The organism is Acinetobacter uliginosus, assembly GCF_044130295.1.
In the GTDB taxonomy this organism is placed as follows: domain Bacteria; phylum Pseudomonadota; class Gammaproteobacteria; order Pseudomonadales; family Moraxellaceae; genus Acinetobacter.
In genome coordinates, this window is record NZ_JBIQOC010000093.1 from 1 (window position 1) to 15986 (window position 15986).

Here is a 15986-nt window from a genome sequence, read left to right on the forward strand (position 1 = left end):
AAAAGCTGCCGACACACAAAGTGACCCAAATTGAAGAATTGCTGCCGCACTGCTGGAAACCTGAATCGAATTAAAAATTGGTATGGGATTCAGCGGACGCTTACCATCTTTGTGCGACAAAACCCTTTCAAACTAGCTGTGTATTAGATTATATTTTCTTTCTTAAATATTTACTTAAGTATTTAAAGAACAAAGGCAATGTGGATGTTTTTATAGCTTGAATAAGTAAAGGATAAATTTTTTCTCCCTTTAAAAATGCATATTGAAGATCCATTTCCATTAATTTTTGGTTAATCTTGCGGATTGCAATTTTCTGCAACTTATTATCTTTAATGAATTTTGAGTCGAGCAAACGTTGCCGTAAGACAGGTTTCATAAATTTCATAGACTTTTCAAATCGTTGAACTTTACTTTGAGTACCGCTTTGTTCAATATTAGATATACCAATATCAATTCGATAATCGACCAGAGGTTCATCAATATATAATAACCCATTTAGAATAGCACTACGATAAGCTAACACAAGATCCTCATATGCCCCTGGTTCTGTAATTTCTCCAAATATGGAAAATAAAGATTTATGCCAAGTATGAGATGCACCAATAATTAGAGCCCCACTTAATGCACAATCTAGGACAGAATGACCTGATAGTTCTATCGGTGGAGTCCAAGAACCAATTAGTTCTCCAGCGGGGGTCATTTTATTAACAGAAGAGTAAATAGAGGTTGGCTGTTGTTCTGCTAACCGATATGCTTTTATTGTCTCAGTAACACGATTTGCATGAGAGATATCATCACCGGCAGCAATCACAAGAAGTTCTGTATCAACTAAGTTATTAACAAGATTAATATGTGTGATTAATCCTTGATTCACAGTGTTTTTATTGAAAAAAACTTCATGACTTCCATTATAGGTTGCTAAAATTTCTTCAATAATATGAACTGTTTTATCTTTTGAACAATCATCTGAAATAATAATTTTCAAAGGACTATAATCTTGACTTAAAGCGGATAATACAGCTTCTTTTATATACTTTTCTTGATTATAACAAACAAGTACCATTGTGACAGATGGGGCTGGACGCTTATATTCAACATTCGTCATTTAAAAAAACTCGTAATTTTTTCACAAACAAACACTGCTTCATCTTCAGTTAAGCACGGTGAAATTGGTAAACTTAAAACTTCATTGTGTATTTTTTCAGATAGAGGGAGTCTTAAATTATTCCATTCAGCATAAGCATGTTGTTGATGGGCTGGAATAGGATAATGAATTAATGTTTGAATATCATGTTGACTTAAAAAATGATGTAGTTTTTCACGCTGTTCAGAACGAATAACATATAAATGCCAAACATGAATTAAGTTATTAGGAATATTTTCAATTGTAGGTAATATAAGACCATTAAGACTTTGCAAGTTTTTTTGATATATTTGAGCAATGTTACGTCTTGAATTGATCGTATGATCGAGATGTTTTAATTTCACATTCAAACATGCAGCCTGAATTTCATCTAAGCGACTATTTACACCTTTATATTTATTCACATATTTCTCATGTGAACCATAATTTCTCAATGCTTTCAAAACTTCTGCAAGTTGGTCATCATTTGTGGTAATTGCACCACCATCACCAAGAGCACCTAAGTTTTTTCCTGGATAAAAACTAAAACCTGAAGCATCACCCCAGTTCCCAGCTCGTTTACCTTCAATTTCAGCACCATGAGCTTGAGCTGAATCTTCTAAAACTAAAAGACTATGCTGTCTAGCAAATTGAGTGATACTTGGCATGTCTGCCAATCGACCGTATAAATGAACAGCGAGTATAACTTTGGTTTTAGGAGTGATTTTTTCTTCTATTAACTTAGGATCTAAATTATAGGTATTAATATCAGGTTCGACTAAAACAGGCTTTAGATTGTTTGCAGAAATTGCCAAAATACTTGCAATATATGTATTTGCAGGAACAATGATTTCATCACCATCATTTAGCTTTCCGAGTTCTTTCCATGCACGAAGAACTAAAGTTAAAGCATCTAAGCCATTTGCAACACCTATAGCATGCTTAGTACCACAATATTCAGCAAAATTTTTTTCAAATTGACTTAATTCATTGCCATTAATGTACCAACCCGAATCAATTACACGTGTACAAGCTGTGATTAGTTCTTCACGATACTGAGCATTAATTTTTTTTAAATCTAGAAAATTAATCACGTTGAACTTGTCCTATAACTTTTGCAGGATTACCAGCAACAATTGAAAATGGAGGTATATCTTTTGTCACTACTGCCCCAGCTCCAACCAAACTATATTGACCAATTTTCAAATTTGGTAAAATTGTGGCATTAGCACCAATAGATGCACCTTTTTCTATTAAAGTTGATAAAAATTGATCAGGATAATGTTTGGATTTTGGTTTTTTATCATTAGTAAAAGTAGCATTAGGACCAATAAATACATCATCTTCTATGTATATCCCATCCCACAGAAAAACCCCAGATTTAATAGTTACATTATTACCAACCACAACATCATTCTCTATTAATGTATGAGCACAAATATTACAGTTTTCTCCAATCGTTGCTTGTTCTAAAATAACCGAAAATTGCCATACACGTGTATTTTTACCAATCTTTTTAGTTTTTACATCACTTAATGGATGAATAAAAACACTCATTCTTTGTCCTTTAAAATATTTAAAAATTCATCATAATCACGGATATAATCAGACTCATCATAAAAATTATCTGCTAAAACCATCAAGACACAATCTTCAGAAAAATCTGACATTTCTCGCCATATGCAAGACTCTATCAGTAACCCTTGCGCAGCGTTATCTAATAAGAAAGACACTTTTTCTTTCCCATCATCTAAAAGAAAACGGCAAGATCCTTTTACTGCTATAGCGACTTGCTTTAGTTCTTTATGTGCATGAAAGCCACGTGTTACACCTTCTTTTGTATTAAAAATGTAATATACCCGTTTGATATGAAAAGGAATATTTTTATCTTGCTCTAAAGATATTAGTGATCCACGATCATCACCATGTGTTTGTAATGGGATTAATTTAATTTGCATAGCAGACCTAGTGATGTATTCCTTTTAATATATATTGAATTACTAATTAATATTATAACCGGAATCCTGCTTAAGCTAACGATTCGATTACTCGAATGATAGACTTATTTTGATGACATAATTAGCAAGCGCATAAAGACTCATCAATTACTAACAAGCACTTCTATTAATCGTTACTAAATTACATTTACCCTTTAATAGACTGAATAAAACCTCTATTTCATGATGCTATTTAAGTGATATTTATTAACCGTTGAAAATTAAACAGGCTTCATATTCTTTCAATAGTATATAATTAAGAAAATGCCTTGTTTTTTACTCTACTCTTTTAATACTGGCTAATATGGCTATGGGCTGTATAGAGCTTCTCTTTTAAGCCTTTGACCAGAACTGTTCAACTATTTTAAGATTGCTATATCTCCTGTTGATAAAGCTGCAATCAGAATATCTGTCAAAGGATTCATAATAGGATGGATCTTATAACTAAAGAGCCTTCCCATTAAACTTTTAGCACATATAGTAATCTCTAATATGTCAGATATTCAAACTTTTCCAAGTAGATGCAAGCTGATCTTTCTCACTCACCAATACTTTATCAACCTGATTTAAAGGCCAATCGATTGCGAGTGTCGGATCATTCCAAAGAATAGCACCCTCACTTTCTTTATTATAATAATTGGTAGTTTTATACAAGAACTGGGTATTATCCTCTAATGCAATAAAGCCATGGGCAAATCCTTCCGGAATCCAGAACATGGTTTTATTCTCAGCGCTAAGTTCTACACCGACCCATTCACCATAAGTTTTAGATTCAGGGCGAATATCCACAGCCACATCCCATACCCGGCCTTGCACAACTCGAACCAATTTGCCCTGAGCATATGGAGTTTTTTGGAAGTGTAAACCGCGTAGTACTCCCTTTTGCGACAGGGAGTGATTATCCTGAACAAATGTTGGTACGGGTAAATTTAACTCTTCAAGCGCTTGAGCAAAACGTTGATGATTAAAACTTTCCATAAACCAGCCACGATCATCACCAAACACTTGTGGATGTATAATCAGCAAGCCTTCAATTTTGGTTTGTTCAATTTTCATTGTACTTCATCCGCAATCTTATACAGATATTGACCGTATTCTGTTTTCTTTAAAGCACTAGCGCTGTCTAGTAATTGAGTTTTACTAATCCAACCTTGGTTAAAACCAATCTCTTCAAGACAAGCTACTTTCAACGATTGACGTTTTTCAATGGTATAAACAAACTGGCCTGCTTCAAGCAAAGATTCATGCGTACCTGTATCCAACCAGGCAAAGCCACGACCAAGTAGTTCGACGTTGAGTGAACCATCTTTCAAGTAAGCATTATTAATGTCGGTAATTTCAAGTTCGCCACGAGCTGAAGGTTTAACCTGCTTGGCAAATTCAACGACACGATTGTCATAGAAATATAAACCTGTAACCGCATAAGGAGATTTTGGCTGTATAGGTTTTTCTTCAATACTGAGTACCTTACCAGTTTTGTCAAATTCAACCACACCAAAACGCTCAGGATCTGTAACATGATAGCCAAAGACTGTGGCTCCATGCTCACGTGCATTCGCGGCCTCAAGTTGCTCACTGAAGTGTTGACCGTAGTAAATATTATCACCCAAAATTAGACAGACATTGTCTTGACCAATAAATTCTTCACCGATCAGGAATGCTTGTGCCAAACCATCAGGAGAAGGTTGCACCTTATAGCTCAATTCAATACCAAATTGGGAACCATCGCCCAATAATTTTTCAAAGTTTGGAAGGTCTTCAGGTGTTGAAATAATTAAAACTTCACGAATACCCGCCAGCATCAATACAGAAAGCGGATAGTAAATCATTGGCTTATCGTAAATTGGTAGAAGTTGCTTGGACACACCTTTGGTAATCGGATGTAAGCGTGTACCGGAACCGCCTGCTAAAATAATACCCTTACGTTTTATACTCATTTGCTTAATAGCTCCGCTAGTATTCGTTTTACACCTTCTTGCCAATGCGGCAAATTCAATCTGAAGGTTTGCTGTAACTTTTGATTGTTTAATCGTGAATTATGTGGTCGTGTGGCTGGAGTTGGATACGCCATGGTAGGAATGGGATTGACCTTTTGTACAGCCAATTCCAATCCAAAGACTCGTGCCTGCTCAAAAACATAATTGGCATACCCAAACCATGAAGTTTCACCACTTGCTACAAGGTGATAAACCCCTGTTTTCATGCTGTCAGCCGCTGTTTGTGGAATGGCCTGTGCCGTAATATCCGCAATCAACTCAGCCGAGGTAGGGGCACCCACTTGATCATCAATGATAGAGAGTTCTTCTCGCTGCTGAGCCAAATTCAGCATAGTTTTCAAGAAATTTTTTCCTCGAGCAGCATAGACCCATGAGGTTCTGAAAATTAGGTAATCACAACCACTTGCAATAATTGCCTGCTCACCTTGCACTTTGGTTTGACCATAAACATTTAAGGGTGCAATGCGATCCGTTTCAAGAAATGAAGTCTGACCTAAGCCATCAAAAACATAGTCTGTCGAGTAATGCACAAACAGTGCATTGACTTGTTGGCACGCTTCAGCTGCAGCTTTTACCGTTTGATGATTCACTAAATCGGCTTGATCCTGCTCTGTTTCAGCTAAATCCACGGCTGTATAGGCAGCAGCATTCACGACCACATCAGGTTTTACCGTCATGATCGTGTTATAAATCGCCCGTGGCTGGGTCATATCACCGGACAGTCCCGCTAGACCATGCCGGTCTAATGCAATAACATCACCCAAAGGAGCTAGAGCACGTTGTAGTTCCCACCCAACCTGACCATTTTTTCCAAGCAATAAAATCTTCATGCTTATCCTTGGTATTGCTTATTTAACCAGGATTGATATTCACCACTTTGAACGTGTTCAACCCATTCATTATTGTTTAAGTACCATTCAACCGTTTTACGTAATCCCGTTTCAAATGATTCTTTCGGTGTCCAACCCAATTCATGTTCAATTTTTGAAGCATCAATCGCATAACGTACATCATGGCCTGGGCGGTCTTTTACATACGTAATTAAGTCTCGATAACGTTCAACACCTTGTGGTTTATTAGGAGCCAGTTCTTCGAGTAAAGAACAAATGGTAAGAACTACATCAATATTGGCTTTTTCATTGTGACCACCAATGTTATAGGTTTCACCAACTTGCCCCTGAGTCACGACAGTATAAAGTGCACGGGCATGATCTTCCACAAATAACCAGTCACGGATTTGCTGGCCATTACCATAGACTGGAAGTGCTTTTCCTTGCAAAGCATTTAAGATCATTAATGGAATGAGTTTTTCTGGAAAATGGTAAGGACCATAGTTATTGGAACAGTTGGTCACTAAAATCGGTAATCCATAGGTCCGATTCCAAGCACGAACCAGATGGTCTGAACTCGCTTTACTTGCTGAATAAGGTGAACTAGGAGAATAAGGGGTTTTTTCTGTAAATAAGTCCGTTGTTCCTTCTAAATCACCATAGACCTCATCTGTTGAAATATGGTGAAAACGGAATGTAGCCTTCTTTTTTTCATTTAAGCCTAACCAGTAAGCGCGGCTTGCTTCCAACATTTGATAAGTGCCGATGATATTGGTTTCAATAAAAGCATAAGGCCCAGAAATCGAACGGTCTACGTGGGATTCTGCAGCCAAGTGCATCACTGCATCAGGTTGGAAATCTGTAAATAATTGATCTAGTGCGGCACGATTACAAATATCGGTTTGGGAGAATTGATAACGAGAGTAATTAGAAATGGAACTTAACGATTCTAGATTACCGGCATAGGTTAGTTTATCAACATTTAAGACTTCATGTTCTGTATTCTGAATAATATGGCGAATCACTGCAGATCCAATAAAGCCTGCACCACCTGTAATTAAAAATCTCATTTTCCCCCCAAAAATCTAGAGCACACAAATCATATCAAAGAAGAATTTTTAGAACATCAACATAAATAGTTAACTTCTATGGTGAGAGTTAAATATTTTTGAATTGATCGAGCAAATTCATTCTATGTTTCTGCGGTGTAATCTTCTCAACAACTCCAATTAGGTCTGCCATTTTATCTATATAAACCTTACTAAGCCATCGCTCTTGCTCAAACTTAGCTAGATAATTTTCAAGTTCCTTATCAAATACACTGGATTTGAATACAGGAATCAACACTTTCTTTTCACTCACCAACGCCTCACTGATCATCGAGGTTGATTCAGGTGAACAAATGATTAAGTCCGCTGCATAAATATAATCAGCAATATCACATTGCTGACCATGATTGACTAGTGTTAAAGCTATCTGTGGGTTTCTTGTGAAGGCTTGCTGTAGATCCTTCTCAAAAGCTTCGGGTGTACGCCTGGATGTACTGATCAGAATTTTCCAATCTGGATAGTTCAGCGCCAAGTACTTAATCCACTCAATCCATTCAGAAGAAGTCCCAATTTTGGATGTTTTAGTATCTGCACCAATTAAAATAATCAGTACTTTCTGTTCCATACAATCCAGATTTTGCTTTGCTTGCTGAACTCTATGTTCCAATTGAAAAGTAAGTTGTTTATTTGGTGCAATTGGGTAATAAATAAAAGGTTTTTGATTTTTGTATTTATCATCAATAGTAAATACAGCATCAAAATAACAAGCTGGAATCCCTCTTAATGAGGTTGCAATCACATTCTTGGTAGCTTTCCCCTGCTGCTGAAAATACTTTTTAAGCAAGGCATTTGGCAGAAGTGTTTCACCACCGGCTGAAACAAGGAGAGCACAATCTGACTGTAAAACTTGTAATTGAACAGTATCCAGATAAAAACCTAATGCCCATTTCGGGCTTACAATAGGCAAAAAAGCTTTGAGTATATGCTTCGTTAATTTACTGACTTTGTAAATCTTGAGCCACTGTACTTCATATTGATTTCCGTTATTCAGTAAGGTGATTATCCCCTTGGTTTGTGTTTCATGTCCTGCTTTACCATCCGTTAAAGCTAAAATCATCAGGTGACTATTTTCCATCTAACACCTCACGATAGACCATTTCAATATTCTTGACCATTCCATCTAAAACTAGGTTTTTTTCTGCATCAGCAAATACTGGGATGAAATCCTGCTCTACTTGTTTTAAATTTTCTAAAGTATGTACGATCAGATGATGTAATGCATTTGCATCATTTTCAGCACAGAGGTACTGCTTAGGTAAAATTTGGGTCATTGCCCCTACAGCTGTTGATATCATAGGTATTTTACAAAGCAAAGCCTCTATCATGGTATATGGACATCCTTCATAATGAGATGACATCACATAAAGAGAAGCTTGCTGCATCAAATCAGTAATATCATTACGAAAACCCAGTAACTTTATACTCTTTTCCAGAGCATGCTCATTAATAAGTGTTGCCAACTTTTGCTTTTCAAAACCTTCTCCTACAATCCAAAGCTGTGCATTTGGTATGTCTTGCCATGCTTGAATTAAAAGATCAAAACCCTTAACGGGCACTAATCTTCCTACAGCCAAAACGACAGGTGGAGTTATTTTATTAATATCGGAATTAAGCTCAGGCGGTTCAATTCCATTCAGAATAATGTACTTATTAGGGTGTTCTAAGGTTTCTGCGGCATTGGGACTCACTGCAATCACCGCATCAAAACCCTTAAACATTTTGGTATTTTTTTTACGGCTATGTAAAGTGGCAACACTTTTAGTCGATAGAAATTTTAAAACACTCCCCACCATTGCAGCAGCTTTATTCCCATGCACATGTACAATATCAGACTGAAGCCCTTTCAATGCTTTATAAATTTGATACAGAATAATAATATTTCTTCTACTCTTCGACAGATCAATTGCGATAAATTCTGTTTTTAAACGACTACGGTACTTTTCATGTGCAATAACTGTGACTTGGTGATGTTTCATTAGACTATTGGCCAATTCAACAACATGTTTTTCCAGCCCCCCCTCTTCATCACCTGCCATGACCAATGTTACTTTCATCGACTAGCCCTCCCGTTTACCCAGTTTCATTCGCAATTTCACCGCAAACAATGAATCCTTGCCGCTGATTTTAATTCGCTGCAACTGCATAAAATCGGGCTGCTCTAAATCTATACCTTCTTTTGTGGTCACTGCATTGTGATAGCCTGCCTTTCGGGCCAGCGCCACATCACGTGTAGAATAAATTCCAAAGGGATAAGCAAAGCTCGTCACTTCCTGCTGGATTAAGCTTTCCAATACCTGCTTGGATTGAGTTAATTCAGCCAAGCATTCCTCATCGCTTAGTTTCGCCATATTGGCATGAGTCATGGTATGTGAACCAATTTCGACCACGCCCGAATCTGCTAACCACTTTACTTGCTCATCATTCAGCTTAGGCTCACGAGCCAGTTCGCCACTATTATGATGGGCTTTTTTATAGGTTGACCAATCCCGATCATGTCGGTCTACCACTACATAAATGGTCGCTTTAGCCTGATACTTTTCTAATATTGGGTAAGCATTTTCCAGATTATCCAGATAACCATCATCAAAGGTAATAGCCACGGTTTTTTCAGGGTGTCTACCCCAATTTTGTTGTAATTCCTGCATAGTCACAAAATGAAAGCCTTCAGCTTTCATCCAAGCGATTTGTTTTTCAAACTCAGCTGGCTTAACCCGTAATTTATTAAACTTGGCACCATCAATATGGTCCCTGACCATGTGATACATCAGCACACGAGGTCGTTTCCAGTCTACCGCTGGTTTCCACCATGCATATTTATAACTAAACGCCATGAATAAGACCAACAGGAGAATAAAAATATAAATCACAAGAGCAACCTGATTATTGTGCTAAAAGATATGTTGCCACACGCTCTGCTTCTTTAAAAGCATGAGGTTCAGGTAACGCTTGAATTGAAGTACTATCAGAAACCAAATGAGATTGAATGATGTGATCAATCGATTGGGTAATCCGATCTTCTTTTAATCGATCAATCCCAATCACTCCCATCTTACAACCGGCTGTTAAAGCCTCGAAAATCATGGAAACACTATCTTCCGTGACCCAAACTGCTTCTGCCTTTTGCATTTCCTCAAAGATCCAGCCTTGCGGGGTTTGTTCTACCGGAAAAATTTGCAAATGCTGACTATAAGGTTGCTTAACTAAATGAGCCAGAAATTCGGATGGTGTACGACGTGAGGTAGTCAGAATAATTTTACCGTCAGGATGATTTTTTACGATCTGCTGAATTGCTGACAAAACTTTTGCTTCATTCCATTGATGACGTTTGGAAGAACCGCCTAAAGCAATCAAGATCCGATTGGCTTGGTGGCGCTGTTCATTCACAATCGGGTTTAAAGCCCCTTGAGTGGTAATAACATGCCTGGATTCAGGTACACCATCATGTTCAGGAATAATGGCATAATCAAACCAGCTGAAAGGAAAATTCGGTTTCATTAAAATAACCGTTTTCGCCTGAGGATATACTTTACCCAGTAGCAGAACCCGTGACTGGGTATGGCTGCCGACTCCCAAAATATAATCCGGCTTTTTTTCAAACAGGGACAATTGATGACTCAACATGCCTTTTAAAAGCGTGAAAATTGGCAATTGCTGAAGGGCGATTTCCTGAAAAGTTACTTCGCTATTGCTTATACGCTGCATGGCCTTATACAAACCGACTGCTTGCGAACGGTGCCCCGCTTTAGCATCACTAACGTAGACAATATGCATGTTTATTGTTTCCTTTTACACCATTAAGCATTGACATCCTCACCCACCTAAAAGGAGGGTGATTCCTACTGCTAGACGCTTATGCCCAAGCGCAAGTATGTTCTTAGCGGAATTTAAATCACGATGATTTATACTTCCGCACTCACATTCCCATACTCTTATTCGCAAATCTGTTCTACCTTGTGGACTGCTAGAGGTGATCTCACCACAGCACGAACAAATTTGGGTTGTGAACCTCTCACTAACTTCCTCAAACAATACCCCTGCGTTCTCGCATTTATACTTGAGCATTGTTTTGAGTGCTGAAAATCCTGTGTCCAAAACAGATTTCGCCATCTTGGTTTTCACCAGCTTTTTCGCACTTAAGTCACCTACAACAATCAGTGCATTTTCTTTCACAAGCAGAGTGCTTGCTTTATGCAAATGATCTTTACGACAGTTTGCAATCTTGGCGTGTAATGCACGTACACGTTTTTTATTTCTTGCTCGTTGAGCTATACCTAATTTCTTTTCATATTTTCGATAGAATTTAGGATTTGAAATCACAGTACCATCTGAGCAGGTGGCTATATCTTTTAAGCCCAAATCAATGCCAATTGCTTTGGTGGCGGTGGGTTTCTCAGCTTTAGTGCTATCCACAACAAGACACACATACCAGCGCCCACGACTATCCTCAACAAATGAGCCTGTTCTAACGCTGTATTTGCCTATACCGTAACTATCCCATAGGTTAAATTTCTGCTTGCCATATTGCACATATCCATCAGCATATTTAATCGCTACTTTTTTAAAGGGTATCCAACCAAGTGAACGTCTTGCTGACTTTTTGTTACTCACACGCCATTTTAATTTTGCTTTTCTAAACTGTTCTCTTTTACCAGCATATTCTTCTCTGATTGCATCCACCGTTTGACTATGCAAACCACACAATTTTGAAGTCCCTTTTGTGTATTTAGCCATATCGAATGCTGAGAAAAAGTCACCTGTTCTTTTCAGGTGTTTGAAACTTAAATCATTCACATAATTCCAAACAAAGTTAACCTCAGATGCTAATTGGTCTAGCACCTTGCAATGTTTGTCTTTTATGCGTAATTTAAGTGTTTTCATGGGCTTATATTAGCTCATGTTAAATTAAAGGTGTTGATTTTTAAAAAACTCAACGACATTTCATGTCATGTCGCTTATATTTCTGCCCTGAAGGACAGAGTTTTACGCTCCATTTGATAAAAAAGGCGAAACTTTCGTTCCGCCTCCTCATCTTAACCGATCAACTTATTTTACGTAAGTTAACCAGTGCGCATATTTAGGATCTTTACCCTGAACTGCATCAAAGAACGCTTTCTGGATTTTTGTCGTAATTGGACCACGACAGCCTTCGCCAATGATACGATCATCATATTCACGGATTGGAGTCACTTCAGCTGCAGTACCGGTGAAGAAGGCTTCATCACCGATATAGAATTCATCACGGGTAATACGACGTTCAACCACTTCAATGCCCAAGTCTTTGGCAATGGTAATGATCGTTTGACGGGTAATACCATCTAAAGCACCGCCAGCGATATCCGGTGTATGCAATGCACCATCTTTTACCAAGAATACGTTTTCGCCAGAACCCTGACATACATAACCTTGCGGATCCATCAACATCGCTTCGTCATAACCCGAATGTGCCACTTCCTGATGGGCAAGAATAGACAAGGTATAGTTACCTGAAGCCTTTGCCTTACACATGGTCACGTTTGGATGGTGATGGGTAAATGATGAAGTTTTTACGCGAATACCTTTCGCCATCGCTTCTTCACCCAGGTAAGCACCCCAGCCCCATGCTGCCACAGTGGCATGAATAGTATTATCCGTTGCAGCAATACCGAGTTTTTCCGAACCGATAAAGATAATTGGACGCAAATAGCATGAAGCTAATTTATTTTCGCGTACTACATCAATTTGAGCCTGCTCAAGTGCTGCATGATCAAATGGAACCTTCATTTGATAGATTTTTGCAGAGTTAAGCAAACGCTTGGTATGATCTTGGAGACGGAAAATCGCGGTACCATTTGGTGTTTCATAAGCACGGACACCCTCAAACACACCCATACTGTAGTGTAATGTATGAGTTAGGACGTGGATTTTCGCCTCACGCCAGTCAACCATTTGTCCATCTTGCCAGATAAAACCATCACGATCAGCCAAATTCATGGCACACACTCCAAATTTTTATACACAGTCATTTCTATCCAACGCAAAAGTTGCAGTTGGATCAATTAATCTTTGCCATAACTTGCAAACGACCTCTCGGGTATCGTACCAGTCGTCAGCTGCAACTTGCATGGATTGATTTGCAAGGGCTAAACGGTGGCTCTCGGCTCGTTCACGGAGATAAGCTTGAATCAATGCTGTCGCATCGGCGCTGGATAAGCGATCCGTTTTTGCGGCATCCTCAAGGATTCGTACGTTGTCGGAGTAATGGGCGAGATCAGGATTCGACCCACTCCATGCTAATACCGCATACTGTGCCATAAATTCGATATCAACGATACCACCTGCATCCTGTTTTAAGTGAAAAATCCCATCTTTTTGCTGCTCTTTGGAAGAGCCTAAATGGTCTTTCATTTTTTGACGCATTTTCAGCACTTCTGCTCGAACATTCGCCTCATCCCGTGACTGGGTCAAAATGCGGCAGCGTAAATCTTCAAACTTTTCTCGCAGGGAAGCTTCACCGGCAATGGATCGAGCACGAACCAGCGCCTGATGCTCCCATACCCAAGCACTTTTTAATTGATATTGTTCAAAGGCTTTGAAGCTGGTCACAAGTAAGCCAGCTTCACCCGATGGACGTAAGCGGGTATCAATTTCATAAACGCGCCCATCTAAGGTTTGTGTGGTCATCAGCGACATGAATTTCTGTGCCACGCGTATGGCAAACTCAAAACCGCTAATCGGTTTAATACCATCGGTATCACCCTGTTCACTCATATAATGAATAAATACCAGATCCAAATCCGAGCCATAACCCAGTTCAATGCCACCTAGTTTGCCATAGCCTGCAACCGCGAATGCCATATGATCGAGTGAACAGCGCTGCCCCTCTACATCTAAAGGATAGCCATGCTTTTTCGCCACAATCTGATAAGCCAGATTTAGCGTAGCATTCACTGAAACTTCTGCAATATCGGTTAATGCATCGGAGACTTTCATCAATGGGCTTTCTGCCAGCACATCACTGGCAGCCACAGCCAATACATTGGATTTCTTGAATAAACGCAGCACACGCATCTGATCTTCAACCTGATCAATCTCGATACGTAATAGTTGCTGGCGCAGTGAATCTTCCAGATCCTTGCGTTTCGGCAATTCAAAATCCATCGATAAAAATTCGTCCAGCAGTACCGGATAATGGGTCAGTTCCTCACAAATCCATGGACTCACCGTGGCCATTTTCACCAGACGCTGCAGCGCACCCTTACTTTCAATCAACATTACCAGATACACAGTACGGCGCAGGACCGATTCGACCAAAGGCATCAAACGTAACAGTGCCACTTGTGGTTTATCAGACTGCAAAATCGCTTCAATCAGGTGTGGCCAAAACGTCTTTAAACGCTGTACGGCTTTGGCTGGCAATTTTTTCAGCGCATGCCCATTCCAGAATTCATGCACTAGATTTTTGGCATCTTCATCCAGCACTTCATTCAGCTGTTTCTCTAATTGAGTAAAGCTTTCAATTAACGGATCAGGTTCTTTTTCTTTAATCAAATGCTCAAACTGGTAGATGACCTTGGCACGTTTTTGATTCAGTACCTCTAAAAATTGCTCCCAACTGTCAAAACCCAGCGTTTCAATCATACGATTTCTTAAATCAGGTTCATTGGGCAAGGATTGGGTCTGCTGGTCATTGAGTGCCTGAATGGCATGTTCAATCCGGCGCAGGAACAGATAGGCATCTTCCAGTTCAAGTACGGCATTTTGTTCAAGAAGCCCCACTTCACCCAAATGATGCAGGCTGACCAGACACTGGCGATCCTGCAATTCAAGTTTTGAGCCACCATAAATCAATTGAAAGACTTGAACGATGAATTCGACTTCACGAATTCCCCCTGCTCCAAGCTTGATATCATCTTCGATATTACGGCGTTGTACTTCGCGTTCAATCATCGCCTTCATTTCACGCATGGCTTCAAAGGCGGTGTAATCGACATATTTACGAAACACAAAAGGACGGGTCATCTCCAATAATTCATCACCTTCTGTTCCACCGGTGACTATGCGGGCTTTAATCCAGGCATAGCGCTCCCACTCACGGCCATGCTGGCTTAAATATTTTTCCAGGGCCACATGGCTAATCGCCAAAGCTGAACCATCCCCCCAGGGACGTAGGCGCATATCGACACGGAACACAAAACCGTCTGCGCTAATATGATCAAGCAGATAAATCAGCTTTTGCCCCCACAAAATACAAAACTGCTGTACATCAATACATTTGCGACCATTAGTTTCGCCCTGTTCATCAAAAGCAAAAATAAGATCAATATCACTTGAAAGGTTAAGCTCTTGTGCCCCGAGCTTGCCCATGGCTACCACGATTAAATCCTGCACCTCACCACCGTAGCCGATAGGCTCACCATGCTTGGCCACCAATGGAGCACGGGCAAAATTTTTAGCCGCGCAAATAGCAGCATCGGCAAAATCGGAAAGCTCGCGTGTCAGGGTTATCACATCCGTCAACCGGTTGGCGTCCTGCCAAATCCAGCGGAACATCAAGCGCGCACGAAGCACACGAATGGCATGCATCCAAGTGCTTTCATCTGTAATCTGCTCTAGCGTGTCATGAACAATGTTCTGGATTTGAATGGTGGTTAAAGGAAGGAGAAATTGATCAATTGCATAATCTTGTTCTAATAGAGCACTGTGTTTTCCCAACACCTGTTCTGCATATTGGCTCGCACGCAATGTGTTGTGCAATTGTTTCGCATTCATCTTAAAACCTTCAGCCTGATTTTTTTCTAGTTATAGCAGCTGAAAAGAAATAGTGGAAAAGAAAAATTGATTTTCTATCCTTTGTACACGACAAAAAAAGATAACTCATTGAAATAATGGCATAATACTTGTTTTCTGACGACGAATATGATGACACATTTCAATGAGTTACATCTCATCTT

15 protein-coding genes are annotated in these 15986 nt (G+C 39.3%); all 15 read right to left on the reverse strand.

Features of this window, described 5'->3' with window-relative positions:
* Positions 1 to 148 precede the first annotated feature (148 nt).
* The gene (locus ACE01T_RS15005) at positions 149 to 1105 is read right to left on the reverse strand and encodes a glycosyltransferase (RefSeq protein ID WP_395519582.1); all 957 of its coding nucleotides are present in this window, start codon (positions 1103 to 1105) and stop codon (positions 149 to 151) included.
* On the reverse strand, positions 1102 to 2217 hold the full coding sequence (locus ACE01T_RS15010; RefSeq protein WP_395519583.1) for a DegT/DnrJ/EryC1/StrS family aminotransferase: 1116 nt from the start codon (positions 2215 to 2217) through the stop codon (positions 1102 to 1104). Before ACE01T_RS15010 ends, ACE01T_RS15005 begins: the two co-directional genes overlap by 4 nt.
* Positions 2210 to 2680, reverse strand: coding sequence for an acyltransferase (locus tag ACE01T_RS15015; RefSeq protein WP_395519584.1), 471 nt, complete (start codon positions 2678 to 2680; stop codon positions 2210 to 2212). The genes ACE01T_RS15010 and ACE01T_RS15015 overlap by 8 nt, the downstream gene beginning before the upstream one ends.
* Complete coding sequence (locus tag ACE01T_RS15020) at positions 2677 to 3081, reverse strand: sugar 3,4-ketoisomerase (protein ID WP_395519585.1); 405 nt, start codon at positions 3079 to 3081, stop codon at positions 2677 to 2679. Before ACE01T_RS15020 ends, ACE01T_RS15015 begins: the two co-directional genes overlap by 4 nt.
* 534 nt (positions 3082 to 3615) lie before the next feature.
* Positions 3616 to 4176, reverse strand: coding sequence for a dTDP-4-dehydrorhamnose 3,5-epimerase (gene rfbC, locus ACE01T_RS15025; protein ID WP_395519586.1), 561 nt, complete (start codon positions 4174 to 4176; stop codon positions 3616 to 3618).
* The gene (rfbA, locus tag ACE01T_RS15030) at positions 4173 to 5057 is read right to left on the reverse strand and encodes a glucose-1-phosphate thymidylyltransferase RfbA (protein ID WP_395519587.1); all 885 of its coding nucleotides are present in this window, start codon (positions 5055 to 5057) and stop codon (positions 4173 to 4175) included. The genes rfbC and rfbA overlap by 4 nt, the downstream gene beginning before the upstream one ends.
* The gene (gene rfbD, locus ACE01T_RS15035; protein WP_096901155.1) at positions 5054 to 5947 is read right to left on the reverse strand and encodes a dTDP-4-dehydrorhamnose reductase; all 894 of its coding nucleotides are present in this window, start codon (positions 5945 to 5947) and stop codon (positions 5054 to 5056) included. Before rfbD ends, rfbA begins: the two co-directional genes overlap by 4 nt.
* Positions 5948 to 5949: 2 nt before the next feature.
* Positions 5950 to 7017 carry a dTDP-glucose 4,6-dehydratase gene (gene rfbB / locus ACE01T_RS15040; RefSeq protein WP_096901154.1) on the reverse strand — a complete coding sequence of 356 codons (1068 nt, stop codon included), beginning with the start codon at positions 7015 to 7017 and terminating at the stop codon, positions 5950 to 5952.
* An 88-nt stretch (positions 7018 to 7105) separates the two neighbouring features.
* Positions 7106 to 8131, reverse strand: coding sequence for an ELM1/GtrOC1 family putative glycosyltransferase (locus ACE01T_RS15045; RefSeq protein ID WP_346792133.1), 1026 nt, complete (start codon positions 8129 to 8131; stop codon positions 7106 to 7108).
* Positions 8121 to 9110: a glycosyltransferase gene (locus ACE01T_RS15050; protein WP_395519588.1), complete on the reverse strand. Its 990-nt coding sequence runs from the start codon at positions 9108 to 9110 to the stop codon at positions 8121 to 8123. The genes ACE01T_RS15045 and ACE01T_RS15050 overlap by 11 nt, the downstream gene beginning before the upstream one ends.
* Positions 9111 to 9113: 3 nt before the next feature.
* Positions 9114 to 9923, reverse strand: a complete 810-nt coding sequence (locus ACE01T_RS15055; protein ID WP_395519589.1) for a polysaccharide deacetylase family protein — start codon at positions 9921 to 9923, stop codon at positions 9114 to 9116.
* Positions 9924 to 9936: 13 nt separating this feature from the next.
* Positions 9937 to 10827, reverse strand: coding sequence for an ELM1/GtrOC1 family putative glycosyltransferase (locus ACE01T_RS15060; protein WP_395519590.1), 891 nt, complete (start codon positions 10825 to 10827; stop codon positions 9937 to 9939).
* Positions 10828 to 10866: 39 nt separating this feature from the next.
* Complete coding sequence (locus ACE01T_RS15065; RefSeq protein ID WP_395519591.1) at positions 10867 to 11934, reverse strand: RNA-guided endonuclease InsQ/TnpB family protein; 1068 nt, start codon at positions 11932 to 11934, stop codon at positions 10867 to 10869.
* 165 nt (positions 11935 to 12099) lie between these two features.
* Positions 12100 to 13026: a branched-chain amino acid transaminase gene (locus ACE01T_RS15070; RefSeq protein ID WP_395519592.1), complete on the reverse strand. Its 927-nt coding sequence runs from the start codon at positions 13024 to 13026 to the stop codon at positions 12100 to 12102.
* Between the two features lie 18 nt (positions 13027 to 13044).
* The gene (gene glnE, locus ACE01T_RS15075; protein WP_395519593.1) at positions 13045 to 15804 is read right to left on the reverse strand and encodes a bifunctional [glutamate--ammonia ligase]-adenylyl-L-tyrosine phosphorylase/[glutamate--ammonia-ligase] adenylyltransferase; all 2760 of its coding nucleotides are present in this window, start codon (positions 15802 to 15804) and stop codon (positions 13045 to 13047) included.
* Positions 15805 to 15986 lie beyond the last annotated feature (182 nt).